The 26,556-nt window shown below is 64.9% G+C and carries 26 protein-coding genes; 9 read left to right on the top strand and 17 right to left on the bottom strand.

Annotation, left to right across the window (positions count from 1 at the left end):
• Positions 1–84 precede the first annotated feature (84 nt).
• Together groL and AB7290_RS15660 are read right to left on the bottom strand one after the other, a co-directional pair.
• The gene (gene groL, locus AB7290_RS15655; RefSeq protein ID WP_071912538.1) at positions 85–1,725 is read right to left on the bottom strand and encodes a chaperonin GroEL; all 1,641 of its coding nucleotides are present in this window, start codon (positions 1,723–1,725) and stop codon (positions 85–87) included.
• Between the two features lie 44 nt (positions 1,726–1,769).
• Positions 1,770–2,084, bottom strand: coding sequence for a co-chaperone GroES (locus tag AB7290_RS15660; RefSeq protein WP_008139213.1), 315 nt, complete (start codon positions 2,082–2,084; stop codon positions 1,770–1,772).
• A 378-nt stretch (positions 2,085–2,462) separates the two neighbouring features.
• Between AB7290_RS15660 and AB7290_RS15665 the strand changes: the two genes are divergently transcribed.
• Positions 2,463–2,750 carry an usg protein gene (locus AB7290_RS15665; protein ID WP_014494242.1) on the top strand — a complete coding sequence of 96 codons (288 nt, stop codon included), beginning with the start codon at positions 2,463–2,465 and terminating at the stop codon, positions 2,748–2,750.
• Positions 2,751–2,910: 160 nt separating this feature from the next.
• Positions 2,911–3,450, top strand: a complete 540-nt coding sequence (locus tag AB7290_RS15670; RefSeq protein ID WP_085401601.1) for a cupin domain-containing protein — start codon at positions 2,911–2,913, stop codon at positions 3,448–3,450.
• Between the two features lie 117 nt (positions 3,451–3,567).
• On the opposite strand, the gene AB7290_RS15675 is transcribed toward AB7290_RS15670, so the two are convergent.
• The gene (locus tag AB7290_RS15675) at positions 3,568–4,818 is read right to left on the bottom strand and encodes a NupC/NupG family nucleoside CNT transporter (RefSeq protein WP_085401602.1); all 1,251 of its coding nucleotides are present in this window, start codon (positions 4,816–4,818) and stop codon (positions 3,568–3,570) included.
• Positions 4,819–4,978: 160 nt separating this feature from the next.
• On the opposite strand from AB7290_RS15675, the gene AB7290_RS15680 reads away from it, so the two are divergent.
• A complete protein-coding gene (locus AB7290_RS15680; protein WP_085401603.1) occupies positions 4,979–6,217 on the top strand; it encodes an MFS transporter in 1,239 nt (412 codons plus the stop codon).
• 210 nt (positions 6,218–6,427) lie between these two features.
• On the opposite strand, the gene AB7290_RS15685 is transcribed toward AB7290_RS15680, so the two are convergent.
• From AB7290_RS15685 to AB7290_RS15715, 7 genes are all read right to left on the bottom strand, one after another.
• Positions 6,428–7,186 (bottom strand): SDR family oxidoreductase, encoded by a 759-nt coding sequence (locus AB7290_RS15685; RefSeq protein WP_028150002.1) that lies wholly within the window; start codon positions 7,184–7,186, stop codon positions 6,428–6,430.
• A gap of 33 nt (positions 7,187–7,219) precedes the next feature.
• The gene (locus AB7290_RS15690) at positions 7,220–7,978 is read right to left on the bottom strand and encodes a proteasome-type protease (protein WP_028154691.1); all 759 of its coding nucleotides are present in this window, start codon (positions 7,976–7,978) and stop codon (positions 7,220–7,222) included.
• Between the two features lie 114 nt (positions 7,979–8,092).
• Complete coding sequence (locus tag AB7290_RS15695) at positions 8,093–8,500, bottom strand: carboxymuconolactone decarboxylase family protein (protein WP_028154692.1); 408 nt, start codon at positions 8,498–8,500, stop codon at positions 8,093–8,095.
• A gap of 54 nt (positions 8,501–8,554) precedes the next feature.
• Entirely contained in the window at positions 8,555–9,754 is a 1,200-nt protein-coding gene (locus AB7290_RS15700) for a flavin-dependent monooxygenase (protein ID WP_085401604.1), read from the bottom strand.
• 150 nt (positions 9,755–9,904) lie between these two features.
• On the bottom strand, positions 9,905–10,753 hold the full coding sequence (locus tag AB7290_RS15705; protein WP_063982452.1) for a transglutaminase family protein: 849 nt from the start codon (positions 10,751–10,753) through the stop codon (positions 9,905–9,907).
• Between the two features lie 169 nt (positions 10,754–10,922).
• On the bottom strand, positions 10,923–11,867 hold the full coding sequence (locus tag AB7290_RS15710) for an alpha-E domain-containing protein (RefSeq protein ID WP_028150006.1): 945 nt from the start codon (positions 11,865–11,867) through the stop codon (positions 10,923–10,925).
• A 4-nt stretch (positions 11,868–11,871) separates the two neighbouring features.
• Positions 11,872–13,290, bottom strand: a complete 1,419-nt coding sequence (locus AB7290_RS15715) for a circularly permuted type 2 ATP-grasp protein (RefSeq protein ID WP_085401605.1) — start codon at positions 13,288–13,290, stop codon at positions 11,872–11,874.
• 277 nt (positions 13,291–13,567) lie between these two features.
• On the opposite strand from AB7290_RS15715, the gene AB7290_RS15720 reads away from it, so the two are divergent.
• From AB7290_RS15720 to AB7290_RS15730, 3 genes are all read left to right on the top strand, one after another.
• Complete coding sequence (locus AB7290_RS15720) at positions 13,568–14,305, top strand: competence/damage-inducible protein A (RefSeq protein ID WP_085401606.1); 738 nt, start codon at positions 13,568–13,570, stop codon at positions 14,303–14,305.
• A gap of 38 nt (positions 14,306–14,343) precedes the next feature.
• Positions 14,344–14,871 (top strand): xanthine phosphoribosyltransferase, encoded by a 528-nt coding sequence (gene gpt, locus AB7290_RS15725; protein WP_028150009.1) that lies wholly within the window; start codon positions 14,344–14,346, stop codon positions 14,869–14,871.
• 86 nt (positions 14,872–14,957) lie between these two features.
• Positions 14,958–15,578 carry a hypothetical protein gene (locus AB7290_RS15730; RefSeq protein WP_085401682.1) on the top strand — a complete coding sequence of 207 codons (621 nt, stop codon included), beginning with the start codon at positions 14,958–14,960 and terminating at the stop codon, positions 15,576–15,578.
• Between the two features lie 39 nt (positions 15,579–15,617).
• Here AB7290_RS15730 and AB7290_RS15735 read toward each other — a convergent pair whose 3' ends face one another.
• Entirely contained in the window at positions 15,618–15,848 is a 231-nt protein-coding gene (locus AB7290_RS15735; RefSeq protein ID WP_063982454.1) for a hypothetical protein, read from the bottom strand.
• Positions 15,848–16,870 carry a methionine synthase gene (locus AB7290_RS15740; RefSeq protein WP_085401607.1) on the bottom strand — a complete coding sequence of 341 codons (1,023 nt, stop codon included), beginning with the start codon at positions 16,868–16,870 and terminating at the stop codon, positions 15,848–15,850. Before AB7290_RS15740 ends, AB7290_RS15735 begins: the two co-directional genes overlap by 1 nt.
• 109 nt (positions 16,871–16,979) lie before the next feature.
• On the opposite strand from AB7290_RS15740, the gene AB7290_RS15745 reads away from it, so the two are divergent.
• The 3 genes from AB7290_RS15745 to AB7290_RS15755 all read left to right on the top strand — a co-directional run bounded on the left by AB7290_RS15745 (position 16,980) and on the right by AB7290_RS15755 (position 19,438).
• Positions 16,980–17,681, top strand: a complete 702-nt coding sequence (locus AB7290_RS15745; protein WP_085401608.1) for a glutathione S-transferase N-terminal domain-containing protein — start codon at positions 16,980–16,982, stop codon at positions 17,679–17,681.
• A gap of 171 nt (positions 17,682–17,852) precedes the next feature.
• A complete protein-coding gene (locus AB7290_RS15750) occupies positions 17,853–18,461 on the top strand; it encodes a 2-hydroxychromene-2-carboxylate isomerase (RefSeq protein ID WP_085401609.1) in 609 nt (202 codons plus the stop codon).
• Positions 18,461–19,438 (top strand): NADPH:quinone oxidoreductase family protein, encoded by a 978-nt coding sequence (locus tag AB7290_RS15755; protein ID WP_085401610.1) that lies wholly within the window; start codon positions 18,461–18,463, stop codon positions 19,436–19,438. Before AB7290_RS15750 ends, AB7290_RS15755 begins: the two co-directional genes overlap by 1 nt.
• Before the next feature lie 107 nt (positions 19,439–19,545).
• Here AB7290_RS15755 and AB7290_RS15760 read toward each other — a convergent pair whose 3' ends face one another.
• The 5 genes from AB7290_RS15760 to AB7290_RS15780 form a co-directional block, all read right to left on the bottom strand.
• Positions 19,546–20,436, bottom strand: a complete 891-nt coding sequence (locus AB7290_RS15760; protein ID WP_028150016.1) for a crotonase/enoyl-CoA hydratase family protein — start codon at positions 20,434–20,436, stop codon at positions 19,546–19,548.
• 138 nt (positions 20,437–20,574) lie between these two features.
• Positions 20,575–21,996, bottom strand: a complete 1,422-nt coding sequence (locus AB7290_RS15765; protein WP_085401611.1) for an amidase — start codon at positions 21,994–21,996, stop codon at positions 20,575–20,577.
• 2 nt (positions 21,997–21,998) lie between these two features.
• Positions 21,999–23,162: a M20 aminoacylase family protein gene (locus AB7290_RS15770; protein WP_085401612.1), complete on the bottom strand. Its 1,164-nt coding sequence runs from the start codon at positions 23,160–23,162 to the stop codon at positions 21,999–22,001.
• A 13-nt stretch (positions 23,163–23,175) separates the two neighbouring features.
• The gene (locus AB7290_RS15775; protein ID WP_085401613.1) at positions 23,176–24,681 is read right to left on the bottom strand and encodes a M81 family metallopeptidase; all 1,506 of its coding nucleotides are present in this window, start codon (positions 24,679–24,681) and stop codon (positions 23,176–23,178) included.
• Between the two features lie 213 nt (positions 24,682–24,894).
• Positions 24,895–26,544, bottom strand: coding sequence for an ABC transporter ATP-binding protein (locus AB7290_RS15780; protein WP_085401683.1), 1,650 nt, complete (start codon positions 26,542–26,544; stop codon positions 24,895–24,897).
• Positions 26,545–26,556: the final 12 nt, after the last annotated feature.

Raw genomic sequence — 26,556 nt, forward strand, 5'->3', positions numbered from 1 at the left:
GACGGGGGAGAGAGTTTGCCCAAAACAGAAACCCCGGCATCGCTGCCGGGGTTTCGCATTCCGTGTTGTGCCAGAGCTCGGCGCTTAGAAGTCCATGCCGCCCATGCCGCCGCCCGGGGGCATCGCCGGACCGGCGCCGCCCTTCTTGGGCAGCTCGGCGACCATGGCTTCCGTGGTGATCAGGAGCGCGGCAACCGAGGCTGCGTTCTGGATCGCGGTACGGACCACCTTGGTCGGGTCGATGATGCCCTTGGTGACCAGGTTGACGTACTCGCCGGTCTGGGAGTCGAAGCCGTAAGCGTAGGTCTTGTTCTCCAGGATCTTGCCGACGATCACCGAACCGTCTTCACCGGCGTTGATCGCGATCTGGCGAGCGGGAGCCGACAGCGCCTTGCGCACGATCTCGACGCCGGTCTTCTGGTCGTCGTTCTTGGTGCGCAGACCCTTGAGCTGCTCGGAGGCACGGAGCAGGGCGACGCCGCCGCCCGGGACGATGCCTTCCTCGACAGCCGCGCGGGTCGCATGCATCGCGTCATCAACGCGATCCTTGCGCTCCTTCACCTCGACCTCGGTCGCGCCGCCGACGCGGATCACCGCGACGCCGCCTGCGAGCTTGGCGAGACGCTCCTGGAGCTTCTCACGGTCGTAGTCCGAGGTGGTCTCCTCGATCTGCGCCTTGATCTGGGCCACGCGCGCCTCGATGTCGGCCTTCTTGCCGGCGCCGTTGACGATCGTGGTGTTCTCCTTGTCGATCATCACCTTCTTGGCGCGACCGAGCATGTTGAGCGTGACGTTCTCGAGCTTGATGCCGAGATCTTCCGAGATCGCCTGGCCGCCGGTCAGGATCGCGATGTCCTGCAGCATGGCCTTGCGGCGATCGCCGAAGCCCGGAGCCTTGACGGCCGCGACCTTCAGACCACCGCGCAGACGGTTCACGACGAGGGTCGCAAGCGCTTCGCCTTCGACGTCCTCGGCGACGATGACCAGCGGCTTGCCGGTCTGCACTACGGCCTCGAGCAGCGGCAGCAGCTCGTTCAGCGAGGAGAGCTTCTTCTCGTTGATGAGGATGTAGGCGTCGTCCATCTCAACGCGCATCTTGTCGGCGTTGGTGACGAAGTAGGGCGAGATGTAGCCGCGGTCGAACTGCATGCCCTCGACGACGTCGAGCTCGGTCTCGAGCGACTTGGCTTCCTCGACGGTGATGACACCCTCGTTGCCGACCTTCTTCATGGCGTCGGAGAGGAACTTGCCGATTTCGGCATCGCCGTTGGCGGAGATGGTGCCGACCTGGGCGATCTCGTCGTTCGAGGTGACCTTCTTGGAGTTCTTGACGAGGTCGGCGACCACGGCTTCCACGGCCAGGTCGATACCACGCTTCAGGTCCATCGGGTTCATGCCGGCGGCAACCGACTTGGCGCCTTCACGAACGATCGCAGCCGCGAGCACGGTTGCGGTGGTGGTGCCGTCGCCGGCCGCGTCAGCCGACTTGGAGGCGACTTCGCGCACCATCTGCGCGCCCATGTTCTCGAACTTGTCGTCGAGCTCGATCTCCTTGGCGACGGTGACGCCGTCCTTGGTGATGCGGGGAGCGCCGAACGACTTGTCGAGGACGACGTTGCGGCCCTTGGGGCCGAGCGTCACCTTGACGGCGTTGGCGAGGATGTCGACGCCACGCAGCATCTTGTCGCGTGCATCGACGCCGAATTTGACTTCTTTAGCTGACATCTGGATTTTTCCTTAGGTGTTTAGCTGGTGGGGAGAGGGGGCTCTTAGGCCGCCTTCTTCTTGGAAGCGGGGACGTCGAGGACGCCCATGATGTCGCTTTCCTTCATGATCAGCAGGTCGACGTTGTCGATCTTGACCTCGGTGCCGGACCACTTGCCGAACAGCACGCGGTCGCCGACCTTCAGGTCGATCGGGATCAGCTTGCCAGCTTCGTCGCGGCCACCGGGGCCGACGGCGACGACTTCGCCCTGCGAGGGCTTTTCCTTGGCAGTGTCGGGGATGATGATGCCGCCGGCGGTCTTCTCTTCTGCGTCGATACGCTTGACCACGACGCGGTCGTGAAGCGGACGGAATTTCATGCAGTCCTCCTAAGTAGTTGCACGGTATGGGAATTTTTTGGCGTTAGCAGTCTGTGCCAGCGAGTGCTAGCACAGGCGAGGCTGAAATAGGACAGGAATTTTGCGGGGGCAAGGGCTTCTAGCAGAAAAATCGGCACTCTGAAGGCCCGGGTGCCAGAATCTCTTTACCATCGTTAACCCGCCCGGTGACCGTATTAGCACGGAGCCGCCTCTGCTGCTAAAGCATTGAATTTCAACAGCTTGTTAAACTTTTAGGCTTGAGATGGATTGTCAGTTTGCGTCACATTTCTCTCATGTGAGCGCATCAGTACCGGGTGGCTCGTAAGGCGCACACCGACCAAGCCGCCCCTTGAATGCGCTCCTGCAAAGGAGGTTGGCATGGGCTTGCGGAGTGGGGGCGTTTCCGAAGATTTCCGGAAACAGCTTTTGGGTTACGGGCTGACGACGGCGCAAATTCTCTATCGGATGCCCGATCATCCCTCGCTTCTCCAGACCTACGTCTGGCAGAACTACGACATGTTTCCGAAATTTCCGGCGCTGAAGGATTTCCTGGCGTTCTGGCAGGAGAAGCTCGACGGTCCGCTCCATTCGGTCACCGTCGCGCATTCCAAGCTGATCAAGCCGGCCGAGCTGCGCGCCGTGGATGGCGTGTTCCGGCTGCATTGAACAGCGCGCCGGCATCGTAGAGTGGGCAAAGGCGCGCTCGCGCCATGCCTACCATCTCTCCACGATTGCATCTGGCAATGGTGGGCACGCTTTCGCTTTGCCCACCCTACGATATCTCGTTCTGTGCTAGCCTCCGCCCATAACAACAGGGAGGCGGCCCATGGCCAAGAAAACAAAATCGCGCAGTGCAGCCCAGGCCGCGGTGAAGAAGCGGAGCGGAGCCAAGGCCGTGGCACGATCCTCGGCGCGCAAGGCGGTGAAGGCGAAGGCGCGCACGACACCGGCAAAGGCCGTTCCGAAAAAGCCCGCGCGTCCCAAGCAGCGCATCGCCATCAGCCATCACCGCGAGGAAGACTTCAAGGCCGACGGCCTGCGCACCTACGCCAAGTACCGCGACCTCGGCATCGCCGAAGCCAGCCACGGCCTCGCGCAAGCCCACGTGATCCGCCTGCAAGGCCCCTGCGATCCGAACGAGGTGTCGAAGCTGCACTTCCACGACGTCGAATTCCAGATGGTCTACGTGCTCAAGGGCTGGGTGAAGACCTACATGGACGGCCAGGGCGAGACCTTGATGAAGGAAGGCAGCGCCTGGACCCAGCCGCCGAAGATCAAGCACATGATCCTGGATTATTCGGATGACGTGGAACTGCTGGAGGTGATCCTGCCGGCGGAGTTCAGGACGGTGGAGTTGAAGAGCTGATGTCATTCCGGGGCGCGCGCAGCGCGAGCCCGGAATCCATTTCTCGGCATGTGCTGACGCCCGATGGATTCCGGGCTCGCCGCTTCGCGGCGCCCCGGAATGACGGGTGGCGAGAGCCTAACTCAACACCCCCACGACCGCGCCCATCAAACACGTCGTCAGCGTCCCCGACACGATCGATTTCAGCCCGAGCGCGTTGATCTCCTCGCGCCGCTCCGGCGCCATCACCCCTAAGCCGCCGATCATGATGCCGAGGCTGGCGAAATTGGCGAAGCCGCACATTGCGTAGAGCATGATCAGGCGCGAGCGCGGATCGAGCGTATCGGGCGGCAGTTTTGAGAAGTCGACATAGGCGATCAGCTCGTTGAGCACGGTCTTGGTGCCCATCAGACTGCCGGCGGTCACCGCCTGGTCCCAGGGCAATCCCATCAGCCAGCACACCGGCGCCATCACGAGGCCCAGCAGGCGCTGCAACGAGATCGCGGCGCCGCCGATGTTTGGCAGCAGGCCGAGGATGGCATTGACGAGATAGACCAGCGCCACCAGCACCAGCAGCATGGCGACGATGTTGATCAGCAGTTCGATCCCCGCGCTCGTCCCCTTCACGATTGCATCCATCGGGCCGGAGACGTCCATCTCAGGATCCTCCAGCGCGCCGCCGGTGCGCTTGTCGGAAGTCTCCGGCACCATGATCAGGCTGACGAGGATCGCGGCCGGCGCGCCCAGCACCGAGGCGATGACGAAATGCGCGGCGGCATCGGGAATGAGCGGCGCCAGCAGCGTCGCATAGAGCACCAGCACCGTGCCGGCGATGCCGGCCATGCCGCCGGTCATCACCAGGAACAATTCGCTGCGCGTCATCTGCGCCAGGTACGGCCGCACGAACAGCGGTGCCTCGACCATGCCGAGGAAGATGTTGGCCGCGGTCGAGAGCCCGACTGCGCCGCCGACGCCCAGCGTCCGCTCCAGCAGCCAGGCCATGCCGCGCACGACCGGCGGCAGCACGCGCCAATAGAACAAGAGCGTCGTCAGCACGCTCATGACCAGCACGATCGGCAGCGCCTGGAACGCCAGGATGAAATCGGCGCCCGGCACCTTCAGATCGAAGGGCAGGGGACCGCCCCCGACATAGCCGAACACGAAGGAGGAGCCGGCGCGCGAGGCCGCGGAGATCGCGCCGACCGCGTCGTTGATGGCGCCGAAGGCGCGCGCGACGACGGGCACTTTCAGGAGGACAGCCGCGGTGACGAAGGTCGCGATGAGGCCAATCGCAGCCTGCCGCAGCGATACGGCGCGGCGATTCTCTGCCAACGTGAAGGCGATCAACAGCAATGCGAAAATGCCGAGTGCCGATTGCAAGCGCAGCATGGTGTCCCCAAAACCCCCAATGATTATGGCCGCGCCCGCGTTGCAAACGCAATGCCGGGAGATGACCTGAGCCTCCCGCTGTTGACAAGCAGGAGCGCCTCAGTCACGCGGGGGCACGTCGACATCAGGGGGCGGACGGTCCAGGGTGACCCAAGAGGCGATGCCAGAGCAGCCAATATCAGCCAGTCCGCCGGTCAGTGCCCGCGCGCTCCTTGCCCACCGCGCCTTCCTGTTCTTCCTGCTTTCGCGCAGCCTGTCGCGCTTCTCCAGCCAGATCGCGGCGGTCGCGATCGGCTGGCAGATCTATGATCTCACCGGCTCGGCCTTCGACCTCGGCATGGTCGGCCTCGTGCAGTTCCTGCCCACCGCGCTTCTGGTGTTCGTCGCCGGCCACGCCGCCGACCGTTTCGAGCGCAAGCGCGTGGTCCAGCTCTGCCAGCTCGTGGAAGCCGCGACCGCGCTCTATCTCGTGATCATCACCTATCTCGGCCTGGTCAGCGAGGTGCAGATCTTCATCGCGACCTTCGTGCTCGGCATTGCCGGCGCCTTCGAGAGCCCGACCACCGCTGCGCTGCTGCCGCTGATCGCGCCGCAGGGATCGCTCCAGCGCGCAACCGCAGTCGCGAGCGGCGCGGGGCAGGTCGCGACCATCACGGGTCCGGCGCTCGGCGGCTTTGCCTGTGCGGTCGCGCCGCATCTTGCCTATGCCGTGATGCTGCTGTTCTGGATTCTCGGGATGATTTTGACCGGCTTCATCCGGCCGCGTCCGCAGGCGGTCTCCAAGGAGGGGACGGACGCCGACAACATCTTCGCCGGCGTCCGCTTCATCCGCAGCAATCCGGCGATCCTCGGCACCATCTCGCTCGATCTGTTTGCCGTGCTGTTCGGCGGCGTCACCGCGCTGTTGCCGATCTATGCCCGCGACATCCTCCAGACCGGCCCGATGGGGCTCGGGATCTTGCGCGCCGCGCCCGCGGTCGGTGCGCTGCTGATGACCATGGTGCTGGCGCGTCACGCCATCTCGCGGCATGTAGGCCTGCGCATGTTCCAGGCCGTGATCGTGTTCGGCGTCGCCACGGTCGTGTTCGCGCTGTCGTCCTGGATGTGGCTGTCGGTGTTGTCGCTCGCCATTCTGGGCGCCGCCGACACGATCAGCGTCGTGATCCGCTTCTCGCTGGTGCAGCTCTCAACGCCCGACGAGATGCGCGGCCGGGTCGGCGCGGTCAACTTCCTCTTCATCAACGCCTCCAACCAGCTCGGCCAGTTCGAGAGCGGCGTCGCAGCCGCGCTGCTCGGCGCCATGCCTGCGGCCGTGCTCGGCGGCGTCTGCACCGTCGCGGTCGCGCTGCTGTGGATGAAGCTGTTTCCGGCGCTGCGGCAGGTGGAGAGTTTGGAGTAGGGCTCCGCTCTCTCATCCGTCGTTGCGAGGAGCAAAGCGACGAAGCAATCCAGAATCTCTCCGCGGAAACACCCTGGATTGCTTCGCTGCGCTCGCAATGACGATTGTGGAGGCAGCGCGGGGATTTAGCCGACGTCACCGCGTTTGCCAAAGGCAAGTCGCAACCCCACGCCGCCTACTGTGCATGGGGTTGTTTTTCACTTTTTTAGTTTAGCCCCGTCCGACGAACGGCATCTTGGTGGCCATGACGGTCATGGTCAGCACGTTGGCATCGAGCGGCAGGCCGGCCATGTAGGCGACGGCGTCGCCGACCGCCTTGGCGTCCATGCGCGGCTCGTGCTTGGTGGTGCCGTCGGGCTGCAGCACGCCGGGGCCGTTGACCATGCGATCGGTCATGGGCGTCGCGGCATTGCCGATGTCGACCTGGCCGACCGCGATGTCGTACATGCGGCCGTCGAGGTTGGAGGCCTTGGTGAGGCCCGTGATGGCGTGCTTGGTCGAGGTGTAGGCCGCCGAGAACGGCCGCGGCGCGTGCGCCGAGATCGAGCCGTTGTTGATGATGCGGCCGCCGCGCGGGCTCTGGTCCTTCATGATGCGGAAGGCGTGCTGGGTGCACAGGAACGGGCCGGTGAGGTTGGTGTTCACCACCGCCTGCCACTGCTCGAGGCTGAGATCCTCGAAGTTCACCGCCGGCGCGCCCATGCCGGCATTGTTGAACAGCACGTCGAGCCGGCCGTAGGTCGCCTTCACCTTGTCGAACAGCGCGGCAATGGAGTCCGGCTTGGTCATGTCCGCGGTGACGCACAGGCTCTTGCCTGCGGGGCCGAGCTTTGCGGTCTCCTCGAGCATGTCGAGCCGGCGCCCGACCAGCACCACGGTGAAGCCGATGTTCATCAACGCCAGCGACGCCGCGCGCCCGACACCGGTGCCCGCGCCCGTCACCACTGCGATCTTGTTTGCTTCACTCATCGTTTCCTGCCTTTTCTCTCTTCAAGTTGGCTGTCAGGTTTTTGGTTCTTTTTCGTTCTTGTAGGGCGGCCGCGGAATGTTCTGATGCGCCGCGCGCAAGGCCGCCGACCAGCGCGAGCGCAGGTCGTGGAAATAGGGCTCGCCCGCCTCGATGCGGTGGTTGAGATCGGCATCGCAGGCATCGCTACGCACCACCAGCACGTCGATCGGCAGGCCGACGCCGAGATTGGAGCGCATGGTCGAGTCCATCGAGATCAGGCCGGTCTTCAGCGCCTCGTAGAGCTCGACGTCGTAATGCATGGCGCGGTCGAGCACCGGCTTGCCGTATTTGTGCTCGCCGATCTGCAGGTAGGGCGTGTCCGTGGTGCACTCGATGAAATTGCCGGCGGTGTAGACCATGAACAGGCGCATGCGCGCGCCCTTGATCTGGCCGCCGAACAGGAAGGAGACGTCGAAGGAAACGTCTTCGGATCGCAGCGCGGGTCCTTCGGTCGCGTGCACCGCCCGGATCGCCCGGCCGATGCGCTGGGCGGCCTGGAACATGGTCGGTGCGTTCATCAGCGTCTCGACCTCGCCCGTGGTGGGGTCCTCCAGGCCTTCGGTCAGTGTCGACAGCACCGACTGGCTGATGGCGAGGTTACCGGCGCTGGCGATCGCCATGATGCGGTCGCCGGGTTTGGAGAAGATGTGGAGCTTGCGGAAGGTCGAGACGTTGTCGAGCCCGGCATTGGTTCGGGTGTCGGCGATCATCACCAGACCGTCCCGAACCAGGATTCCGCAACAATAGGTCATTTCCCGTCCCCGAACGCGTTTGCGCGGAATTACTAGCCAATTTCGGGGAGGCATGAAACCCCCGATTCCCCGGGGGAGGTCGTCATTCTCCGGCGAAACAGCTATCTCTGCCGCTCAGTCAGCGGCATCGACGAGAAACGCCTCGTCGACGGGGACGCCGAGCGCCGTGACCAGCCGGTTGGTCTCCGCGGCCATGCCGACGATGGCGAGCATCTCGCCATATTCGGCCTCGGTCATGCCCTTGGCCCGTGCGCCCGCGGTGTGCGAATGGATGCAATAGCTGCAGCCATGCGCGATCGAGACTGCGACATAGAGCATTTCCTTGATCTTGGGATCGAGCGCGCCGGGTGCCATCACCTCCTTGATGCTCTCCCAGGTCCGCCGCAGCGTCTTCGGATCATGCGCCAGCGCGCGCCAGAAATTGTTGACGAAGTCCGACTTCCGCACCTTGCGGATATCGTCGAAAACGGCGCGCGCCTCGGCGGAGAGTTCATCGTCCGAAAGCAGCTTTACGGTCGCCATGGGGTACCTCGCGGGGGCAGGTCTGATCCCGCGAGTGTAGCACGGCTCGAGCGCTCAGCCGGCATGTCCGGCCGATCGACGCAACGCCAGCTTGCCGACATCGACATATTGCCGCTGCTGCGCATGAGCGTGCTGTGCTGCGACGTGGAGGTCGCGCAGGCGCCGCTGCAGCGGCGAGCTGTCGTAGACAGCGCTGGCGCCGGCCAGCGCAAAGCAGGCATCCGCGATGCCGACGCAGGTCGTGGCGAGCCAGGTCGCGGAGCGGGCACCCTCGATCACGAGGTCTTCGTCGTTCAGCGTTCTCGCCAGTGCGTGACGCCAGTGGCTGGCGGCCTGGACCTCGTGAAACGCTTGCGCGGCCCCGAGGTTGGCGGAAATCCGGCCGAGATCGTATTGGAAGATCTCGGACTCCCGCATCGGCACGGCCGCGTACAATTGCTGCCTTCCGGTAGCGGCCAGCGCGAGCAGGTCGTCGACGGTGCCTTCGGCCATCCCCACCGAGAATGCGCCGTGCACCAATGGCAGCCATTGCCGCACCGCCTGATAGAGCGGCCCCGACTGGCGCGGGGCGGCATCGAGATCGAAGAAATGGGCTTCGGAAACCAGCGTCTCCCGCAGCGTGACGTGATGGCTGCCGGTGCCCTTGAGCCCTGCCGCGTGCCAGGTGTCCTCGATCTCCCAGTCACGCGCCGGCAGCACAGCGACGCGAACCTGCGGCTTGCCTTGCGGGCCGGGGACCGGCTTGCCGTTCTCGGTGACAATGCAGAACCCGCCGATCCAGTCGGCATGGGTGCAACCGCTGGCGAAAGGCCAGCGGCCCCTGACGCGATAGCCGTCGGCCACGCGCTCTGCTGTTCCACCCGGCTGGGATGAGCCGCAGATCGCCGTATCAGGTCCGTCCTGATAGATGCGCTGGTACAACTCCGGGGGTGACGCGGCGACGAAGAGGCTGCTCGCTCCGGCGACAACCGCGATCCAGCCAACCGACCCGTCGAGACGGGCGAGTGCCTTGATAACCTCCAGTCCGGCCGGAAAATCCAGCTCCAGCCCGCCATGGCTCCGCGGAACGAACATCCGGAAGAGCCCGATCGACCGCAGCCGTTCCACGAGGTCGGGCGGGACGCGGCGTGCGGCTTCGATCTCGGCGGCGCGGGCCTTGATCTCGGGAGCCAACTCCCGGATCCCCGCAAGCATGTCCTGGTGGGGATCGCGCAGGGGCACGGAATGCTTCTTGTTCTTTTCGTGAAGCCGCATCTGTCTCAACCTCTGTTGCGGAAACGGATCACAACGGAGGTTGAAGAGATGGCGCTACGGGACGGTTTCAGCGCGGGCCGTCGTCGATTACAGCTGTAACGCTGCGACGTGATTGCGCCGCGGATGCCTCGTGACGAGATACCGCAGCGCCTAGCTCTGCCGCTGTGACTGGGACTGCGATTGCCCGCCGCGGCCGGCCTGCTCGACCTTCACGGCCACCGTCAGCGTCTCCGCGCCGCCGCCATAGCGGGTGCCGCGCACGGGGGCTGCGCCGAGATAGTCGAGCCCGATCGCAACGCGGACATGGGCGTCGGTGGTGCAGATGCAGTTGGCGGGATCGAAGCCGACCCAGCCGAGACCGTCGACGTAAGCTTCCGCCCAAGCATGGCCGGCATCCTGGTGCACCGTGCCGTCGGAGCGCAGGAAATGGCCGGAGACGAAGCGCGCCGGCACGCCACCGCTGCGGGCGCAGGCGATGAAGATATGCGCGTAGTCCTGGCAGACGCCGCGCTTGAGCGTGAACGCTTCGGCCGCTGAGGTGCCGCTGTTGGTCGGATCCTCGTCGAAGGTCATGTGATCGCTGATTTGCGTCATCAGCGTGTGCAGGAAGCCGAGCGTGTCGCTCTCGGCCTCGCTGCGCAACTGCCGCGCGACCGCCGTCATCGCCGGATTGACGGTGGTGAGGTCGGTGGCCCGCAAGAACATGCCGGCCGGAAAGCGCTCGTCGGCGCCGCGCAGCACGCCGCCGGTGTCGTGGGTCTCGATCAGGCCCTCGGCGGTGATCTTGATGTCGCCGACGGGTCCGCAGGACAGCACATGGGTGACGTTGCCGAAGGCGTCCTCATGGGTGTCGAGCTTGGTGTCGGTCGAGACGTCGATCTGCCACTCCGCCACATACTGCCCGTCATGGCTGCCGGGCGTCATGCGCAGGATCTGGATCACGCTGGTGGCCGGCGGCTCGTAGCGATAGGTCGTGGTGTGCAGGATTCGCAGGCGCATGGTGGACCGTGAAGTTAGTGGTTAGACCCGCTGCCTATTGCGAAGAAGCTCGTCATGCCCGGGCTTGTCCCGGGCATCCACGATCTTCCTCGCCGCGCAAAAGCAAGAACGTGGATGGCCGGGACAAGCCCGGCCATGACGATATCCCGTTTTCGTCAGCCGGGGGACATCAGATCAAATACTGCTTTGTGATGATTTCGCCCAGCCTGGAATTGTCCGTGATAAATTCCTGAATGAATTCATGCACGCCGTGCTGGAAAATGTCGTTCATATTGCTGTGTTCCAGCCGGTTGCGGATGCCGCGGGCGTGGCGCTGGGCGGGGCCCTGGCGGCCATAGGCGACGCCGATCTGGTCGAGGTTGCGCACGAGATTGCCGTAACAGCTTGCCAGCGAGCGCGGCAGCGTGTCGTTGAGGATAAGCAAGTCCGCAATCAGCCACGGCTTCAGTGTCTCGCGATAGACCCAGTGATAGGCCGTCAGCGCCGAGACCGAGCGCAGGATCGAGCTCCACTGATAGAAGTCGAGCGGGCCGCCGACATGCTCCTCCTCGGGCAGCAGCACGTGGTACTTCACGTCGAGGATGCGCGCGGTGTTGTCGGCGCGCTCCAGATGCACGCCCATCCGCGAGAACCAGTAGGCGTCGTTGCGCAGCATGGTCCGGTAGGCCGAGCCGTCGAAGCGCAGCGAAGTCTCCTGCACGAAGCGCAGGAATTTTGCGAGATCCTCGCGCGTGGAGGTGCCCTTGCTCCAGACCTCCTGGAGCTCGATCCAGGCCGAATTGATGGTGTCCCACATCTCGCTGGTGAGCGCGGTGCGCACCGAGCGCGAGTTCAGCCGCGCCGCCTCGATGCAGTTCCGGATCGATGATGGATTGCTTGCCGAGAACGAGAGGTAGTCGACGACGTTGTGCTCGTTGGCGACTTCGTATTGCTGATAGAAGCTCGCGGCGACGCCGGCGGTGAGAAGCGCCGAGTCCCATTCATTGGTCTTGCCGATATAGGCGGCGGGAAGCGCAGTGACGCGTAGCGTCGCATCGATGGTGCGCGCGAGATACTCGGCCCGTTCGACATAGCGGGCGAGCCAATAGAGGTTTTCGGCGGTACGCGACAGCATCTGACTACTCGTCCAGGATCCAGGTGTCTTTGGTGCCGCCGCCCTGGCTCGAATTCACCACCAGGGAGCCTTCCTTGAGCGCGACCCGTGTCAGCCCGCCGGGCACGATCGTGGTGTTCTTGCTGCCGGTGAGCACGAAGGGCCGCAGGTCGACGTGGCGTGGCGCGAGGCCGCTTGCCGTACAGGTCGGGCAGGTCGAGAGCGCCAGTGTCGGCTGCGCGATAAAACCTTCCGGCTCGCGCTTGAGCTTCTCGCGGAAGGCCTCGATTGTCGCTTTCGTCGCGGCGGGGCCGATCAGCATGCCGTAGCCGCCGGAGCCGTGGACCTCCTTCACGACGAGCTCGCCGAGATTGTCGAGCACATAGGCAAGGTCCTTCGGTTCGCGGCAACGCCACGTCGGCACGTTCTTCAGGATCGGCTCCTCGCCGAGATAGAACTTCACGATGTCCGGCATGTAGGAGTAGATCGCCTTGTCGTCGGCGATGCCGGTGCCGACCGCGTTGGCGAGCGTGATGTTGCCGGCCGCATAGGCCGACATCAGCCCGGGCACGCCGAGCACGGAGTCGGGGCGGAAGGTGAGGGGGTCGATGAAATCGTCGTCGACGCGGCGATAGATCACGTCGATCCGCTTCACTCCCTCGGTCGTCCGCATGAACACTTCGTTGTTCTTGACGATGAGATCGCGGCCTTCGACCAGTTCGATGCCGAGCTTGTCGGCAAGGAAGGAGTGCTCGTAGTAGGCCGAGTTGTAGACGCCAGGCGTGAGCAGGGCGACGGTCGGCTCACCGGAGGCGCCTTGCGGCGCCACCGATCGCAGCGCGGAGAGCAGCTCGTCCGGATAGCGTTCGACCGGCGCCACCCTGTGGCGGGCGAACAAGTCCGGAAACAACCGCATCATGATCTCGCGGTTTTCCAGCATGTAGGACACACCCGACGGCGTACGGGCATTGTCCTCCAGCACGATGAAGTCCTCGGCATCGACCCGGACGATGTCGATGCCGGCGATGTGCACGTAGACGTCGTGCGGCACCTGCTGGCCGTTCATCTCGGGGCGGAACACCGGGTTCTGGAAGATCAGGTCGTCGGGCACGACCTCGGCGCGCAGGATGTCGCGGCCATGATAGATGTCGCGCAGGAACATGTTGAGTGCGCGCACGCGCTGCTTCAGGCCCTTCTCCAGCAGCGCCCATTCCTTGCCGGACATGATTCGCGGGATCACGTCGAAGGGGATCAGGCGCTCGGTGGATTCGGAATCGCCATAGACGGCAAAGGTGATGCCGATGCGGCGGAACAGGAGCTCGGCCTCCTGGCGGCGATATTCGAGCGCCTCGGGAGGCGTCTCCTTGAGCCAGCGCGCCAGCTCCTGATAGGCGGGGCGAAGGTCCCCGCCGGGAATGTTCATTTCATCAAACGCGACTGCCATAGATCCCGACTTGTCTCCGCAAGGCGTTGCGCCATTCGACAGGTCGTCAGGCCTTCGTGAAGACCGCAACGTCCTGGCCATGCGGCAAGAGTGCATGACTCTGAGGAGGTAGCAAGGGCTGGGCCAGCGCGATAAGCATGGAGTTGTGGCATTTGCCGGGGACAGCCGGGAGGGTGCCTCAAAAAATGGCTGAGGACTGCTTATTTCGGCAGCAAAACCGCGTGACTTCAACGCGTTACCTCGGCAAAGTCGGGCCGACAGGTGAGGGACTTAAGGTATGAGCGACATCGTCACGGCGGGCATTCTGGTCATCGGGGATGAAATCCTGTCCGGCCGCACCAAGGACAAGAATATCGGCTTCATCGCCGAATACCTGACCAATATCGGCATCGACCTGAAGGAAGTCCGGGTCGTCTCCGACGACGAGGACGACATCATCGCGGCGTTGGATGCACTGCGGCATCGCTACGCCTATGTCTTCACCACCGGCGGCATCGGGCCAACCCATGACGACATCACCGCCGACAGCGTCGCCAAGGCGTTCGGCGTCGGCATCGACCACCATCCGGAGGTCGTCGCCCGCTTCCGCGAGCGCTGGAGCGAGCAGGACCTCAACGAGGCCCGCCTGCGCATGGCCCGCATCCCCGACGGCGCCGAGCTGATCCAGAGCGCGACCATCCTCGCCCCCGGCTTCAAGATCGGCAACGTCATCGTGATGGCCGGCGTGCCCTCGATCATGCAGGCGATGATGGACATCGTCTCGCCCAAGCTGAAGTCGGGCGTGCGCATGCTCTCCGAATCGGTCCGCGCCAATGCGCGCGAAGGTGACATCGGCAGCCCGCTGCGCGCGATCGCCACCGCCCATCCCGACACCATCATCGGCAGCTATCCGTTCATGGACGAAGATCAGAAGCCGAACACCAATCTGGTGGTGCGCTCGCGCGACGCGGACAAGCTGGCAGCGGCGATGGCGGCGGTGAAGGAAATGCTGGCGGGATTGAACATCACCCGGTAGCAGAAAGGCTGCCGGATGAAGATTGGCAGGAGACAACAATGGCTGGCGAAGCACCGGAACTGAGCGCGCAGGAGCGGGCCGGCAAGGCCTTTCCTGTTTCGTGGGACCAGTTCCACCGCGACTGCCGGGCGCTGACCTGGCGGCTCAACGAGGTCGGCCCGTTCCACGCCGTCATCGCGATCACCCGCGGCGGGCTGGTGCCGGCCGCGATCGTGGCGCGCGAGCTCGGTGTCCGCATCATCGATACGGTCTGCATCGCCAGCTACGACCACGACAAGCAGGGCGAGCTCCAGGTCCTCAAGGGCATGTCCGAGGCGGCGATGAAGCTCGGCGGCGGCACGGGGAAAGGGCTGTTGATCGTCGACGACCTCGTCGACACCGGCAAGACCGGCAGGCTGGTGCGCGACATGCTGCCCGATGCGCATTTCGCCACCGTCTACGCCAAGCCGAAGGGACGCCCGCTGGTCGACACCTTCATCACGGAGGTCTCGCAGGACACCTGGATCTTCTTCCCCTGGGACACCGCGCTGTCCTACCACCCGCCGCTGCGCGACGGCGCGGCGTGAGTGAAGCGACGAAGCAATCCAGACGATTTCCGCAGACGCATTTCTGGATTGCCTCGCTTCGCTCGCAATGACAGGTGGAGGTGGCCATGCCCCTGCAAAACCGTGTCACGCCGACCGGCGACATCATCGCCACGCCGCACCGTGGCCTGTTCACCGGCAATCGCGGCATCATCCATGATCCCGCGACCAGGACGCTGCTCAAGAAGCGGTGGTCGTCGCCGGCCTGGCTCACCTGTGTTTGCGAATTCCGCGGCCGCCGTCGCGAGGTGATGACGACGCATAGCTGGACCGAGCTGTTCTTCCTCGACGAGGCCACCGCGCTCGCCGCCGGCCATCGCCCCTGCTTCTACTGCCGCCGTGACGATGCCAATCGCTTCCGGGCTGCGTGGGAGAAGGGCAACCGCGTCCGTGATGTCCGCATGCACGATATCGACACGGTGCTGCACCACGAGCGGCTCGATCACGGCAAGAAGCGGCTTCATGCGCTGCTGGTGCCGCTCGACCAGCTTCCAGACGGCGCGATGCTGCAGCAGGGCGAGGAAAGCTTTCTGCTGATGCAGGGCGGGGCGCTGCTGTGGTCGACGGCGGGTTATGTTGAAGGCGCGCGAGAGCTTGACGATGCGCAGTTGCTGACCCCGCCATCGACGCTGCGCGCGATGAGCGCCGGCTATGAGGTCACATTGCACCCCAGCGCGCACCGCGCCTGACCGTCCCCGCAAGGGGGAGGGAACGCAGCGAGCGTGTGGCTATTTCAGCGGCCGCCCTTGCTCATCCACCGTCGTCCGCGCATCGCGCAGCGCCCATTCGCGCATGATCTGGCGGCAGCGGGTGAGCTCGGCCTCGGTTGCCGTACCCGTATCCTTCGACGCACGCTCGACCATGGCCTTGCAATTCAGCAGCACGGAGCGATCCTCCGCGCGCGCAGCGAATGTGATCCCCGCAAGAGCCGTGACGACGAGTGCCGTTCGGAGCACCATCACCCCAGCTTCTCGCGCGCCAGCGCGGCACCGGCGCCGAGCGCCATCAGCTTGGCCTCGGCGATCTCCCGCCGCATCGGCGCCATGCCGCAATTGGTGGTGGCGATGATATTGCTCTTGGGCACGAACTTCGACACCGCGTCGATCACCTGCACGACGTCCTCGGCCGTCTCCACCGTGTCGCTGGCGACGTCGATCACGCCGGCCTGCACGATCTTGGTCTTGAGCAGCGCGAGCAAATCGAGCGGCACTTTCGAATTGCGGCACTCGATCGCGACCTGCTGGATCGGGCTCGCGTCGATCGCCGGAAAGATCTGCTCGTACTGCCGCCACTGCGCGCCGAGCGTCTCCTTCCAGTCGGTGTTGGCCTTGATGCCGTAGCCGTAGCAGATGTGCACGGCGGTGGCGCAGGTCAGCCCCTGCGCGGCACGCTCCAGCGCCTTGATGCCCCAGTCGTTGACCTCGTCCATGTAGACGTTGAAGGCGGGCTCGTCGAACTGCACGAGATCGACGCCGTCGGCCTGCAATGCCTTGGCTTCCTCGTTGAGGAGATCGGCGAAGGCAAAGGCCATCTTGACGCGATCACCGTAGTAACGGTCCGCAATCGTGTCGATGATGGTCATCGGGCCGGGCAGGGTGAACTTCAGCTTCTTCTTCGTGTGCGTGCGCGCCACGCGCGCCTCGTCGGCATGAACACGACCCTTGAGCTGAAGCGGCGCGACCACCTGCGGCACCATCGCCTTGTAGCGGTCCTTGCGGATGCCCATCTCGACCTTGTGGGCGAAATCGATGCCGTCGATCTTCTCCAGGAAGCCGTGCACGAAATGCTGGCGGGCCTGCTCGCCCTCCGTGACGATGTCGATGCCGGCATCCTCCTGGACCTTGACGGCAAGCATCGTCGCGTCGCGCTTGGCGCGGAGAAGCTCGGCGCCTTGCGACTTCCAGGGCGCCCACAGCATGTTGGGCTCGGCAAGCCATTCGGGTTTCGGCAAGGAGCCGGCGATCGTGGTTGGAAACAGCATGGCGGCTCTCCCGGCAGGTTGTGTTGCGCCCCTTCCTGCCATGTCTTAACTCAAGGTACAGAACAACAAAAGTCGCTCTCTATTCCATTGGCGACGACAGGGAAGGGCGATGATCGACCTCTATTATGCGCCGACGCCGAACGGCTGGAAAATCTCGATCATGCTGGAGGAACTCGGGCTCCCCTATAACGTGAAGCCCGTCAATATCCGCGCCGGCGAGCAGTTCAGCCCCGAATTTCTGGCAGTCTCCCCGAACAATCGCATTCCCGCGATCGTCGACCACGCACCCGCCGACGGCGGCGCGCCGTTCTCGGCGTTCGAGACCGGTGCGATCCTGATCTACCTCGCGGAAAAGACCGGCCGCTTCCTGGCCAGCGATCTGCGCGGCCGCTCGACGACCATCCAGTGGGTGATGTGGCAGATGGCGGGCCTCGGGCCGATGCTCGGCCAGCACGGCCATTTCGCGCTCTATGCTGCGGAAAAGATCCCTTATGCGATTGAGCGCTACCGCGACGAGGCCGCGCGGCTCTATGGCGTGCTCGACCGGCAGTTGGCCAAGACCGGCGCCTATGTCGCCGGCGATTATTCCATCGCGGACATCGCCTGCTTCCCCTGGACCATGACCCACAAGGCGCAGGGCTTTACGCTCGACGACTATCCGAACGTGAAACGCTGGTACGCCGAGGTGCGCGCAAGGCCGCTCGTGCAGGCGGGGCTTGCGATCGGCAAGTTCGTGAAAGAGCCGTTCGACGAGGAATCACGCAAGATCATGTTCGGACAGCGTGCCAGGGAAGTGCTGGGAAAGAAGTAGGCTGCTCGCCCCATCGTTATTGCGAGGAGCGAAGCGACGAAGCAATCCAGACTGGTTCCGCGGAAAGATTCTGGATTGCTTCGCTTCCGCCGTCGCTCTTCGAGCTATGGCGGACAAGTCGCTCGCAATGACGGGGATAGAGCACGACAAACAAGACGCAAAGGAAACGCCATGATCGAATTCTTCTTCGACTGTTCCAGCCCCTGGACCTACCTCGCCTTCCACAACATCCAGCCGCTGGCAAAGGAGCTGGGGGCCGAGATCATCTGGCGGCCGATCCTGGTCGGCGGCATCTTCAACACGGTCAATCCGAGCGTCTACGCGCAGCGCGAGACGCCGGTGCCGCTGAAGGCGCGCTATATGAAAAAAGACCTCGCCGACTGGTCGCGCTCGGCCGGCCTTGCGATCAAGATGCCGCCGACGGTGTTCCCGGTGAACAGCGTGAAGGTCATGCGCGGCTGCATCTGGCTGGGGAAAGACATGGTGCCGTTCGCCACCGCCGTGTTCGAGACCTATTGGGGCGGCGACAAGGACATCTCGCAGGACGCCGTGCTCGCCGAGATCTGCAGGAAGGTCGGTGTCGACGAGCAGAAGTTCTTTGCCGGCATCTCCGAGCAGGCAATCAAGGGCCAGCTCAAGGCCAACACGGAAGAGGTCGTGGCACGCGGAGGCTTCGGCTCACCGACGATCTTCGTGGGCAAGACCGACATGTACTTCGGCAACGACCGCCTGCCGCTGATCCGCGAGGCGCTCGAACGCAGCAAGGCGAGTGCGGCCTGATGGTGCGGGCTGTCGTCTGCCGCGCGCTCGGCGCGCCCGAGACGTTGCGGCTGGAGGAGTTTCCGTCGCGCGCCGTCAAACCGGGTGAGGTTCGCGTTGCGATCCGCGCCGCCGGATTGAACTTTCCGGACGTGCTGATGGCGGCCGGCGAATATCAGCTCAAGCCGGAGCTGCCTTTCACGCCCGGCATGGAGGCCGCCGGCGACGTCACCGAGGTGGGCGCAGAGGCAAGCGGCGTGTCCGTCGGCGACAAGGTCATCGTGAAGATGCGCCATGGCGCCTTCACCGACGAAGCGGTGGTGACGCCGACGCAGCTAACGCCGATGCCGTCGACGTTCGACTATGCGGAAGCCGCGACCTATCTCGCCGGCCACGGCACCGCCTATCACGCGCTGATCGATCGCGGCCGGGTCATGCCGGGCGAGGTGTTGCTGGTGCACGGCGCCGGCGGCGGCGTGGGGCTTGCCGCGGTCGAGATCGGCAAGATGCTGGGCGCGACCGTGATCGCGACCGCCTCCAGCGACGAGAAGCTCGCCATTGCGAAATCGCGCGGCGCCGATCATCTCGTGCGCTACGATCGCGAGCCGTTTCGCGATGCCGTCAAGCGCATCACCGACGGCCGTGGCGCTGACGTCGTGTTCGATCCTGTCGGCGGCGAGGTGTTCGAGAACTCGATGCGCTGCATCGCCTGGGGCGCGCGGCTGCTGGTGATCGGCTTTACCGGTGGTATCGGCTCGGCCAAGACCAACCTGCTGCTGATCAAGGGCGCCAGCGTGCTCGGCGTGCGTGCGGGTGAGGCGGTACGGAAGAATCCCGCGCTCGGCGAGGTGCGCCTTAAGGCGCTACTGCAATGGGCGGAGGAGGGGAAGCTGCGCCCGAACATCTCGCACCGCCTGCCGCTGCAGGATTATGCCAAAGCGATGCGGCTGTTGATCGACCGCAAGGCGATCGGGCGGGTGGCGCTGGTGATGGAGTGACGGTGCCGTAGGGTGGGCAAAGGGCGCTCTTGCGCCGTGCCCACCATTTATCACTCACCGAAATCAGAGTGGTGGGCACGCTCCGCTTTGCCCACCCTACGATCCCTCTATTTGTACTCCCGCTCGCTCCACCACGGAAAATAATCCGGCATATCGCTCGACACCTTGTTCTTGAACTGCGCCGGACGCTTCTCCAGGAACGACACCACGCCTTCCCTAACGTCGTCCGAGCGGCCGCGCGTGTAGATGCCGCGGCTGTCGACCTTGTGGGCTTCCATGGGATCGTCGGCACCCATCATGCGCCACATCATCTGGCGGATCAGGGCGACCGACACCGGCGCGGTCTTGGCGGCGAATTCCTTGGCCAGCGCGCGGGCGGTCGGCAGCAGATCATCCGGGGCTACGACCTTGCTGACGAGGCGGCCCGCAAGCGCTTCCTGGGCCGGGAAGACGCGGCCGGAATAGCACCATTCCAGCGCCTGTGAGATGCCGACGATGCGCGGCAGGAACCAGCTCGAGGCGGCCTCCGGCACGATGCCACGCTGGGAGAACACGAAGCCGAAGCGCGCGGCATCCGAGGCGATGCGGATGTCCATCGCGAGTTGCATGGTGACGCCGATGCCGACGGCAGGGCCGTTCACGGCGGCGATGACGGGCTTCAGGCACTTGAAGATGCGCAAGGTCACCTGACCGCCGCCATCGCGCACCTGCGGATCGCTGTAATCGACCTTGCCGTCCGCGAAGCGCTTTACCGGCCCGCGCCGCGCATCGCGATCGAAGGTATCAGCGCCCGATGAAAGATCGGCGCCTGCGCAAAAACCGCGGCCAGCGCCGGTGACGATGATGGCGCGGACGTCGTCGTCCTTGTCGGCGGCGTCGAACGCGTCGATCAGCTCGGCCTGCATCTGCGCGTTGAAGGCGTTGAGCTTGTCGGGCCGGTTCAGCGTGATGGTGAGGATCTGCTCGGCGACCTCGTATTTGATCGTCTCATACGCCATGGTGGTTTCCTTCCTCATCTTAAGTGCGATCTCAATGAGACGAGACGCATGGTCGCCGTTGTCCGTCTTGCGCGGACTGGGCATGCGAGCAGTACAAGAACGTGGATGGCCGGGACAAGCCCGGCCATGACGGAATGCCTACTTTGCCGGCGGGCTCGGCCAGGGCTGCTGTGCGCTGCGCAAGCCCTCGAACGCCTTGGCCATGCCGAGCACGCCGATATCGTCGAAGCGGCGGCCGACGATCTGCACGCCGATGGGAAAGCCGTTGGCGTCGAAGCCGCCGTTGATCGAGACGGCGGGGTTCTCCGACATATTCCACGGCACGGTATAGCAGATGTGCTCGAACGGCCGCATCGGATCGTTGGTGGGCGAGGCCCAGTCCGCCGCATAGTTCACGTTCGGCGCGGTCGGCGAGATCACATAGTCGAGCTCGCAGAATAGTTTTGAAGCGGCCGCCCGGATCGCCATGGTCTGGTTGAAGCCGCGGATGACATCCACACCCGAGAGCTTTGCGCCGGATGCGCCCCATTTGAAGATGTAGGGCAGCACCTTTGCCTGTTCGGACGGCGTCAGCTTGGCCAGATCGTCCCACATCCGTGCGCGCCAGAAATTGTCGAGGCCGTCGAGCATCTCGCGGGTCAAAATGCCGTCGACCTCGGTGACGACGCTCCCTGCGGATTCGAACGCCTTTGCGGCTTTCACTGCAACATCGCGGACCGACCGTTCTGCCGGCAGGCCGACGCCGGCATCGAGCATCAGGCCGATGCGGAGTTTGCGCGGGGATTTCTCCAGCCCCTTCCAGTTGAGAGGCTCGGCGGGGAGGCTCATGCCGTCGCGCCGGTCGGGCTTTGCAATCACGCTCATCATCAGCGCGCAATCGTCGACCGTGCGGGTCATGGGACCGGCGACACGGCCGACGTAGGTCGGGTCGATCGGCACGCGGCCAAAACTCGGTTTCAGGCCGACGAGACCGCACCAGCCCGCAGGCAGGCGGACCGAGCCGCCGATATCGGTGCCGAGATGCAAGGGGCCGTAGCCAGCCGCAGCCGCCGCGCCGGCGCCCGCGCTGGAGCCGCCGGGATTCTTGGAGAGATCCCAGGGATTGCGCGCCAGCGCGTGGAAACTGGAGAGTCCCGAGGACAGCATGCCGTAATCGGGCATGGTGGTCTTTGCGAAGATGATCGCGCCGGCCTCGCGCAGCCGCGCAGCCGGCGGGGCGTCCTTCTCGGCCGGCACGAGCTTCACGCTCGCAGCGCCGAGCGGGATGGGCACGCCCTTGGTCGCGATGTTGTCCTTCACCGTCACAGGCACGCCGTCGAGCGCGCCTGATGGCTCGCCCCCGCTCCAGCGCGCGGTCGAGGCCTTCGCGGCCTCGCGCGCGCTGTCGGGATCGAACGCGTAGAGCGCCTTGAGATGCGGTTCCCACGCAGCGACGTGCGCAAGCACGTCCTCCAGCACCTCGCTCGGCGAGAACTGCTTGGCGCGATAGCCCGCGATCAGATCGACCGCGGAGAGATCGTGCAGCGAGGTGACGGCCTCTTCGACGCTCTTTTTGTGCATTGCTAACCTACCGGCATGCGCGTTTCGATGATCCGGGCGAACATGCTGGCGCCGATCGGCAGGATCTTGTCGTCGAGCACGAAGCCGGGATTGTGCACGGGCACCGAGCCGTCGTGGCCGATCCAGAAATAGGCGCCGGGAATGGTTTGCAGCATGTCGGCGAAATCCTCGCTGCCCATCTTCGGCTGGGCGCGGGTGATCACGTTGGCGGGGTTGACGACGGTGCGCGCGACCTCCTCGACCACCTTGGACTGCTCGACCTGGTTGACCAGCACGCCGAAAGTGTCGCGGATGTCGGCTTCGATCACGCACTGATAGGCGCTCGCGATGCCGGCGCAGATCGTGCGGATGCGTTCGGCGATCAGGGCGCGGACTTCATCCGAGAAGGTGCGGATGGTGCCACAGAGATGGGCCTCGCCAGGGATGACGTTGTAGGCGGAACCGGCGTGAATCTGCGTGATCGAGATGACGGCGGCCTGCAGCGGCTCGACGTTGCGGCTGACGATGGTCTGGATCGCCTGCGCCAGCGTGGTCGCGATGATCACCGCGTCCTTGGAGCGCTCGGGCATCGCGCCATGCGCGCCGTAGCCGGTGATGCGCAGGTCGAAGAAGTCGGCGCTGGCCATCGCGGGGCCGGGCAGGATCGCGATTTCGCCGAGGTTGAGGTCGGGCGCGTTGTGCAGGCCGTAGAGCTCGTCGCAGGGAAACTTCTCGAACAGCCCGTCCTTGATCATCGCACGCGCACCACCGAGGCCTTCCTCGGCCGGCTGGAAGATCAGGTGCACGGTGCCGTCGAAATTCCGGGTCTCGGCGAGGTAGCGCGCGGTGCCGAGCAGCATGGTGGTGTGGCCGTCATGGCCGCAGCCGTGGAAGCGGCCGGGGATTTTCGAACTCCATTTCAGATTGGTGTTCTCTTCCATCGGCAGCGCGTCCATGTCGGCGCGCAGGCCGATGCGCTTGCCGCCCGAACCCTTGCCCTTGATGACGCCAATCACGCCGGTGCCGCCGAGACCGCGGTGCACCTCGATGCCCCAGCTCTTCAGCTTGTCGGCGACGATGCCGGAGGTGCGCACTTCCTCGAAGCCGATCTCGGGATGGGCGTGGAGGTCGCGCCTGATAGCAGTGAGTTCGTCGGCATAGCCGTCGATGCGGTCGATCGTGGGCATGTGTCCTGTCCGGTTAGCGTGATGGGGGCGTGAAAACGGGGCCGTTCGGCTTGATGCGGATGCCCGGCCGCAGGCGCGTCCAGGGCAGGGTGGCTGTGTCGGCCGGCATCGCGCCGGGCGCGGCGCAGATCATCAGCTTTTCCGCGATCGACTCGAAATCGGCGCGGAAGTGCACCGAGCTCTTGTTGACCAGAATCTTCTGCGCGGTCGGCTCGATGCCGACATAGCGGTACATCGCCTGATCGGCGAGCTGTGCCTTGTGCGAGGAGACGACGACGCGGACGTCACCGATGCGCAGGCATGCGGAGGGACCCATCTCCATCTCGCGGCCACCGTAATAGGGGCCGGGCGCGACGAAGCGGCCGTCGGAGAGCTTTTCGACGATGAAGGTCTCGCGATAGGGCTCATCCCCGGGAATGCCGGACTTGCCGCCGAGCGACAGCGTCACGGTGGCGCCGACGCCGGCCGCATGCGCGGCCTTGGCCGAGACCGGGTCGTAGATCACGCCGGTCGCAGCGCTCGCCTTGTTGCGTACCAGCGCGCGCAGCATGCCAGTGGTGTCGGAATCACCGCCGGCGCCAGGATTGTCCTGGGTGTCGGCGATGATGATCGGCTTGCTCGCGCCCTTGGCGAGTTCCATCGCATGGCGCACGCCGTCGTCGGGCGACCAGATCTTGCCGTCGAAATCGTCCTCGTGGCTTTCGATCAGTTTGACGATCGCATCGGCCGCGCGGTCGGCATCGGCCTGCGTCTTGCCATAGGCGAACACGCTCGGCCCGCAGTCGCGGAAGTCGGCGGCGGGGAAGCCGGGCGCGAAGGACAGCGTCGGAACGGCGTCGCTCTCCAGCGCGGCAAGTTTTTCGTAGATGCCCTTGGTGGGAAAGTCATTGGTGCATTGCCAGCTGATCGCGATCAGGAACGGCAATTGGCGAAACGACTTTGCAAAGCGCTGCCTGGTCTGCAGCAGCAGGGCGAGGTGCCTTGCGGAGGCGCGGCCGGTCTCGGCCATGTCGACATGCGGATAGGTGCGGTAGGCGATCAGCGCATCCGCGTGTTCCATCATCTCGGGCGTGACGTTGGCGTGCAGGTCGAGGCTGGCAACCAGCGGAACGTCCTTGCCGATGACGCGGCGCACGCGCGCCAAAATCTCGCCTTCGCCGTCGTCGAGATGCTCGGTCACCATCGCGCCATGCAGATCGAGATAGACCGCATCGAGCGGGCCGGCGGCGGCGATACCGTCGACCATCACCTTCACGATACGCTCGAAGGCGTCCCTGGTGACATGCGCCGACGGACTTGCGCCGCAGGCGATCGTCGGAATGAGGTTCCAGTCATTGGCTTCGGCGCTGTCGACGAAGCCGGCGAGGCCGACATTGATGCGGCGCATCACCTTCAATACGTCGGCGCCTTCCGTCATGGCCGGCCAGCCGCCGCCATGCTGGAAGTCCGCGAAAGTCGCCTTCGTCGGGGCGAACGTGTTGGTCTCGTGCAGGAAGCCGCCGACGGCTATACGTGTCATTAATTCTGGTCCAGCGTTTGAAAGTGCGCGACGTTAGCCTTGGCTTCGAGGCGGGGGCAAGCGAGGAGCCCATGCCGCCGCGCATGGCTTTAAGTCATTTTCGAATGATGATGGTCGCTACCCGTCACTGCGAGCGAAGCGAAGCAATCCAGAATCTTTCCGCGGCGGCAGTCTGGATTGCTTCGCTTCGCTCGCAATGACGGAGTATGCGGATCAAGCCGTCGCCGCGACGCCTTCCGACACCGGCCTGAAGTTCGCAAAATCCCAGCCGCGGCCCGGTGCGGCCTCCAGCAGCGCCTTGGTGTAGGCTTCCTTCGGATGCGTCAGCACCTCGGCGGCCAGGCCCTGTTCGACGACACGGCCGTGCTGCATCACCACGACCTCGTCGCAGATCTGGGCTGCGACGCGGAGATCGTGGGTAATGAACAGGATGGCGATGCCGAGCCGGTTCTGGATCTCGTCGAGCAGTTCCAGCACCTGCGCCTGAACCGAGACGTCGAGTGCCGAGACCGCTTCGTCCGCGACCAGCACGTCGGGGTCGAGCGCGAGCGCACGCGCAATGGCGATGCGCTGGCGCTGGCCGCCGGAGAACTGGTGCGGATAGCGCGTCACTGCGTCCGCGGGCAGGCCGACGAGCTCGAGCAATTCGCGCGCCCGCTTCATCGCATCGGCATGCGAGGTGCCGTAATTGATCGGGCCTTCCGCGATGCTCTCGCCGACGGTAATGCGCGGGTTGAGCGAGCGGTAGGGATCCTGGAACACGATCTGGATCTTCTGCCGGTGCGGCTGGAGCAGGCGGCGCGAGATGTCGGCGATCTCGCGGCCGGCAAGGCGCACGCCGCCGGAGGTCGGATCGATCAGGCGCACGATGCACCGCGCCACCGTCGACTTGCCCGAGCCGCTCTCGCCGACGATGCCGAGCGTGCGGCCCTTGCGCAGCGTCAGCGTGACCTTGTCGGCGGCGACGACCTCGCGGCCTTTGCCGAAGAAGGCGCGCTCCTTATAGACCTTGCCGAGCTCGTTGGCCTCCAGCACCACCGGCTCCTTGGTCTCGGGCCGTGCCGCGCGCGGCACCAGGCTCGGCACCGCAGAAAGCAAATTGCGGGTGTACTCCATGGTCGGGTTGCGCAGCACGGTCTCGAGCGGACCGGTCTCGACCAGCCGGCCCTGTCGCATCACAGCGACGCGGTCGGCGATCTCGGCAACCACGCCCATGTCGTGGGTGATGAACAGGACGGCGGTGCCGTGATCGCGCTGGAGGTCGCGGATCAGCGTCAGGATCTGCTTCTGCGTGGTGACGTCGAGCGCGGTGGTCGGCTCGTCGGCGATCAGCAGCTTCGGCTCCAGCACCAGCGCCATCGCGATCATGATGCGCTGGCGCTGGCCGCCGGACAGGCGATGCGGATAGGAGGCGAAGATGCGCTCGACCTGGGGCAGGCGGACCTGCTCCATCATGTCGAGAATGCGCTTCTTCCGCGCCTTGGCGTCGAGATCGGTGTGGGCGCGCAGGACCTCGTCGATCTGACGGCCGACCGGCACCACCGGATTGAGCGCGGTCATCGGCTCCTGGAAGATCATCGCCATCTGCGTCGCGCGGAGCTGGCGCAGGCGGCGATCGGTCGCGGTGAGAATCTCTTCGCCGACCAGCTTGACGCTGCCGCCGGTCGGAACCAGCGTGCCCTTCGGCAGCAGGCCCATCGTGGTGAGCGAGGTCACCGACTTGCCCGAGCCGCTTTCGCCGACGAGACACAGTGTCTCGCCCTTATGCACCTGGATCGAGATCCCGTCGATGATGTTTGCGCCCTTCGGCTTCTTGCCGATGGAGACGACGAGGTTGTTGATGTCGAGAACTGGGTTGGTCATCACTTGATCCGT

The organism is Bradyrhizobium sp. 613_E4_N2_2 (genome assembly GCF_052075995.1).
Taxonomy (GTDB): domain Bacteria; phylum Pseudomonadota; class Alphaproteobacteria; order Rhizobiales; family Xanthobacteraceae; genus Bradyrhizobium; species Bradyrhizobium barranii.

Excerpts from the sequence above, each read along its gene's own strand:
- AB7290_RS15770 (WP_085401612.1), bottom strand. The coding sequence starts at position 23,162 with ATGCCCACGATCGACCGCATCGACGGCTATGCCGACGAACTCACTGCT.
- AB7290_RS15755 (WP_085401610.1), top strand. The coding sequence starts at position 18,461 with ATGGTGCGGGCTGTCGTCTGCCGCGCGCTCGGCGCGCCCGAGACGTTG.
- AB7290_RS15750 (WP_085401609.1), top strand. The coding sequence starts at position 17,853 with ATGATCGAATTCTTCTTCGACTGTTCCAGCCCCTGGACCTACCTCGCC.
- AB7290_RS15765 (WP_085401611.1), bottom strand. The coding sequence starts at position 21,996 with ATGCACAAAAAGAGCGTCGAAGAGGCCGTCACCTCGCTGCACGATCTC.
- gpt (WP_028150009.1), top strand. The coding sequence starts at position 14,344 with ATGGCTGGCGAAGCACCGGAACTGAGCGCGCAGGAGCGGGCCGGCAAG.
- AB7290_RS15665 (WP_014494242.1), top strand. The coding sequence starts at position 2,463 with ATGGGCTTGCGGAGTGGGGGCGTTTCCGAAGATTTCCGGAAACAGCTT.
- AB7290_RS15745 (WP_085401608.1), top strand. The coding sequence starts at position 16,980 with ATGATCGACCTCTATTATGCGCCGACGCCGAACGGCTGGAAAATCTCG.
- AB7290_RS15675 (WP_085401602.1), bottom strand. The coding sequence starts at position 4,818 with ATGCTGCGCTTGCAATCGGCACTCGGCATTTTCGCATTGCTGTTGATC.
- AB7290_RS15735 (WP_063982454.1), bottom strand. The coding sequence starts at position 15,848 with ATGGTGCTCCGAACGGCACTCGTCGTCACGGCTCTTGCGGGGATCACA.
- AB7290_RS15760 (WP_028150016.1), bottom strand. The coding sequence starts at position 20,436 with ATGGCGTATGAGACGATCAAATACGAGGTCGCCGAGCAGATCCTCACC.
- AB7290_RS15780 (WP_085401683.1), bottom strand. The coding sequence starts at position 26,544 with ATGACCAACCCAGTTCTCGACATCAACAACCTCGTCGTCTCCATCGGC.
- groL (WP_071912538.1), bottom strand. The coding sequence starts at position 1,725 with ATGTCAGCTAAAGAAGTCAAATTCGGCGTCGATGCACGCGACAAGATG.
- AB7290_RS15670 (WP_085401601.1), top strand. The coding sequence starts at position 2,911 with ATGGCCAAGAAAACAAAATCGCGCAGTGCAGCCCAGGCCGCGGTGAAG.
- AB7290_RS15705 (WP_063982452.1), bottom strand. The coding sequence starts at position 10,753 with ATGCGCCTGCGAATCCTGCACACCACGACCTATCGCTACGAGCCGCCG.
- AB7290_RS15710 (WP_028150006.1), bottom strand. The coding sequence starts at position 11,867 with ATGCTGTCGCGTACCGCCGAAAACCTCTATTGGCTCGCCCGCTATGTC.
- AB7290_RS15775 (WP_085401613.1), bottom strand. The coding sequence starts at position 24,681 with ATGACACGTATAGCCGTCGGCGGCTTCCTGCACGAGACCAACACGTTC.
- AB7290_RS15720 (WP_085401606.1), top strand. The coding sequence starts at position 13,568 with ATGAGCGACATCGTCACGGCGGGCATTCTGGTCATCGGGGATGAAATC.
- AB7290_RS15660 (WP_008139213.1), bottom strand. The coding sequence starts at position 2,084 with ATGAAATTCCGTCCGCTTCACGACCGCGTCGTGGTCAAGCGTATCGAC.
- AB7290_RS15730 (WP_085401682.1), top strand. The coding sequence starts at position 14,958 with ATGCCCCTGCAAAACCGTGTCACGCCGACCGGCGACATCATCGCCACG.
- AB7290_RS15740 (WP_085401607.1), bottom strand. The coding sequence starts at position 16,870 with ATGCTGTTTCCAACCACGATCGCCGGCTCCTTGCCGAAACCCGAATGG.
- AB7290_RS15680 (WP_085401603.1), top strand. The coding sequence starts at position 4,979 with ATGCCAGAGCAGCCAATATCAGCCAGTCCGCCGGTCAGTGCCCGCGCG.
- AB7290_RS15700 (WP_085401604.1), bottom strand. The coding sequence starts at position 9,754 with ATGCGGCTTCACGAAAAGAACAAGAAGCATTCCGTGCCCCTGCGCGAT.
- AB7290_RS15695 (WP_028154692.1), bottom strand. The coding sequence starts at position 8,500 with ATGGCGACCGTAAAGCTGCTTTCGGACGATGAACTCTCCGCCGAGGCG.
- AB7290_RS15685 (WP_028150002.1), bottom strand. The coding sequence starts at position 7,186 with ATGAGTGAAGCAAACAAGATCGCAGTGGTGACGGGCGCGGGCACCGGT.
- AB7290_RS15715 (WP_085401605.1), bottom strand. The coding sequence starts at position 13,290 with ATGGCAGTCGCGTTTGATGAAATGAACATTCCCGGCGGGGACCTTCGC.
- AB7290_RS15690 (WP_028154691.1), bottom strand. The coding sequence starts at position 7,978 with ATGACCTATTGTTGCGGAATCCTGGTTCGGGACGGTCTGGTGATGATC.